4 protein-coding genes and 1 pseudogene are annotated in these 3,090 nt (G+C 78.8%); 1 reads left to right on the top strand and 4 read right to left on the bottom strand.

Features of this window, described 5'->3' with window-relative positions; genetic code table 11:
• Positions 1-616: cobalt-precorrin-6A reductase (locus tag DT057_RS34410; RefSeq protein ID WP_128566487.1), on the top strand; the 616-nt coding region annotated here is incomplete at its 5' end.
• Here DT057_RS34410 and cobJ read toward each other — a convergent pair.
• From cobJ to DT057_RS34390, 4 genes and pseudogenes are all read right to left on the bottom strand, one after another.
• Positions 571-1,347 carry a precorrin-3B C(17)-methyltransferase gene (gene cobJ / locus DT057_RS34405; RefSeq protein ID WP_128566486.1) on the bottom strand — a complete coding sequence of 259 codons (777 nt, stop codon included), beginning with the start codon at positions 1,345-1,347 and terminating at the stop codon, positions 571-573. The genes DT057_RS34410 and cobJ overlap by 46 nt on opposite strands.
• Entirely contained in the window at positions 1,344-2,135 is a 792-nt protein-coding gene (locus tag DT057_RS34400) for a precorrin-2 C(20)-methyltransferase (RefSeq protein ID WP_128566485.1), read from the bottom strand. The genes cobJ and DT057_RS34400 overlap by 4 nt, the downstream gene beginning before the upstream one ends.
• The gene (locus tag DT057_RS34395; protein WP_128566484.1) at positions 2,135-2,767 is read right to left on the bottom strand and encodes a precorrin-8X methylmutase; all 633 of its coding nucleotides are present in this window, start codon (positions 2,765-2,767) and stop codon (positions 2,135-2,137) included. The genes DT057_RS34400 and DT057_RS34395 overlap by 1 nt, the downstream gene beginning before the upstream one ends.
• A pseudogene (locus DT057_RS34390) lies at positions 2,764-3,090 on the bottom strand (nitrite reductase); the annotation flags it as partial. The gene DT057_RS34395 and the pseudogene DT057_RS34390, both read right to left, overlap by 4 nt.

Here is a 3,090-nt window from a genome sequence, read left to right as displayed (position 1 = left end):
GGCCGGGCTCGCGGCCTGGCTCGCCGCGCACCGGGTCGCCGCCGTGGTCGACGCCACGCATCCCTTCGCGCAGGTCATCTCCCGCAACGCCGCGGCGGCCTGCCGGGCCGCCGGCGTGCCGCTGCTGGCGCTGCGCCGCCCGGCCTGGGCGCGCCGGCCCGGGGATCGCTGGCGGGAGGTCGACGGCGTTCCGGAGGCGGTGCGGGCCCTCGGCGCGGCGCCCCGGCGGGTGTTCGTGACGGTCGGGCGCCTCGAGCTCGCGGCCTTCGCGGCGGCGCCCCAGCACGCCTACCTCGTGCGCACCATCGAGCCCGTGGGCGACGCCCTGCCGGTGCCGGACCTGACCGCGATCGAGGCCCGCGGGCCGTTCGGGGAGGCGCAGGAGCGGGAGCTGATGCGGCGCCACGCCGTCGAGGTGCTGGTGACCAAGAATTCCGGCGGCAGCGCCACCTACGGCAAGGTCGCGGCCGCCCGGGCGCTCGGCCTGCCCGTGGTGATCGTGCGCCCGCCGGTCCCGCCCGCCGTCGAGGCGGTGGCGGAGGCCGGCGCGGCGCTCGGCTGGCTCGACCGTCATCGGGCCGCCTCGGCGGCGGGCGCGACGCTGCGGGGCGTGTAGACGAAGGGCGCCGCCCCCTCGCGGGGGATCAGCCGCGTGGTGCTCGCCCCGACGATGACCAGGGTCGCCATGTCGGCCTCGGCGCGGCGCGCCTCGCGCAGCGCCAGAACCCGCAGGGCCTCGTCCGGGCGGCCGACCGCGCGGGCGAGGATCACGGGGGTCTCGGGCCCGCGATGCCGCGCGGCGAGGTCGAGGGCGGCGCCGAGCTGCCAGGGCCGGGCCCGCGAGATCGGGTTGTAGAGCGCGACCACGAGGTCGGCCGCGAGCACCGCCGCGAGGCGCGCCGTGATGACGTCCCAGGGCTTGAGGTTGTCCGACAGGGAGAGGGCGCAGAAATCGCCGCCGAGGGGCGCGCCCGCGCGGGCCGCCGCCGCCAGCATCGCGGTGATCCCGGGCTCGACCGTGACGGCGAGGCGGCGCCAGGCCGGGTCGCCGGCCTCCAGGGCCTCGAACACCGCCGCCGCCATGGCGAACACGCCCGGGTCGCCCCCCGACACCACCGCCACCCGGCGCCCGGCCGCCGCGAGGGCGAGGGCGTGGCGCGCCCGCTCGACCTCGACGCGGTTGTCGCTCGCGTGGCGCACGAGGCCCGGCCGCTCGGGCACCCGGGCGAGGTAGGGCGCGTAGCCGACGAGGTCCTGCGCCGCCGCGAGGGCCGCGGCGGCGGCCGGCGTGAGGTAGCGCGGGTCGCCCGGCCCGAGGCCGATCACCGTCAGGGAACCCGGGCTCACGGCCGGCGGCCCTCGCCCGGGACGAGCACCATCGAGAAGTAGGGCGCGCCGTCGTCGGGCTTGTCGGCGAGCGCCGCCACGACCTCGCCCGCCATGGTGCCGCGCTCGACGTAGACCGCGCGGGCGAGCAGCCCGGCCTCGGCGAGGGCCGCCCGCACCTTCGGGAGGTGGCGGCCGAGCTTCATGACCACGGCGGCGTCGGCGGCGCGCAGGTGCGCCACCAGCCGCGCGCGCGGCAGGGTGGCGGGCAGGACGGTCAGCACGTCGTCGCCCCAGGTGATGGGGGTGCCGGCGCGGGTCCAGCAGCCCGACATGCCGGTGACGCCCGGCACCACCTCGACGGGGAAGCGGTCCTTCAGGCGCCGCCACAGGTGCATGAACGAGCCGTAGAAGAACGGGTCGCCCTCCGACAGGATCGCGACGTCGCGCCCGGCCCCGAGGGCGTCGGCGAGGCGCGAGGCCGCGTCGTCGTAGAAGGCCGCGAGGGCCGCCACGTAGGCCGGGTCGTCGGGAGGCAGCTCGGTGGTGAGGGGATAGGGCAGGGCCCACTCGCGGCCCGCGTCCCGCACCACCGCGTCCGCGATGGTGCGGGCGTTGCCGCGGCGGCCCGCCTTGCAGAAGTGCACGAGGTGATGGGCGCGCTCCAGCACCCGGACGGCGCGCACCGTGAGGTAGTCCGGATCGCCCGGCCCCATGCCGACGCCGTAGAGCGTGCCGGTCGCGGCCGCCCGGGGCGCCGCCTCGTCCGCGGCCGGCGCGGCCGGGGGGAGCTCGTGCGGGCGCTCCATCACTCGGCCTCGCTCGCCAGCGCGTTGACGGCCGCCGCCGCCATGGCGCTGCCGCCGCGCCGGCCGCGCACCACCAGGAACGGCACCCGGCCGTCCTCGGCGAGCGCGTCCTTGGATTCCGCCGCGCCCACGAAGCCGACCGGCACGCCGATGATTGCGGCCGGGGGCGCCACGCCCTCGTCGAGGAGCTCGAGCAGGCGGAACAGCGCCGTCGGCGCGTTGCCGACCGCCACCACGGCGCCGGCGAGCTGGTCGCGCCACAATTCCATCGCGGCGGCGGTGCGGGTGGTGCCGAGCGCCGCCGCGAGCCCCGGCACGCGGGGGTCGCCGAGGGTGCAGACCACCGGGTTGCGGGCGGGCAGCCGGGCCCGGGTGACGCCGTCCGCGACCATGCGGGCGTCGCACAGGACCGGGGCGCCGCGCCGCAGCGCCGCCTCGGCGGCCTCGGCGAAGCCCGGCGAGAGGCGGATGTCGGCGGGCAGGTCGGTCATGCCGCAGGCGTGGATCATCCGCACCGCCACGCGCTCGGCCGCGCCCGCGAAGCGCGACAGGTCGGATTCGGCGCGGATCATGGCGAAGGAGCGCGCGTAGATGGCGGCGCCGTCGCGGATGTAGTCGAGGCGCGTGCTCATGCGGGCTCCCGGAAAGCGTCTCTCAGGCCGGAGGGGTCGTCCACGCTCTCTAGCCGCTCCCGCACCGCCTCGAAAGCCAGGGCGAGCGCGGTCGGCGCGCCGGCGTCGCCGCCGAGCACCACGCGGTAGCCCCCGTCCGCCTGGCCGACCAGGGTGAGGTCGGCCGCCCCCGGATGGGCGCAGCCCTTGGGGCAGCCGGAGACGTGCAGGGTGGCGCCCCGGGCCGCGAGCGGCGCGAAGGCCGCTGCCAGCCGCCCCGCATCCGCCTGCGCCGGGGTGCCGCCGGAGGCGCAGGCCGGCGCGCCCGGGCAGGCCGCCACGGC

Source organism: Methylobacterium crusticola, from assembly GCF_003574465.1.
Taxonomy (GTDB): domain Bacteria; phylum Pseudomonadota; class Alphaproteobacteria; order Rhizobiales; family Beijerinckiaceae; genus Methylobacterium; species Methylobacterium crusticola.
The sequence above is the reverse complement of the archived record's forward strand: the minus strand, read 5'-3'. Positions and strand labels throughout refer to the sequence as shown.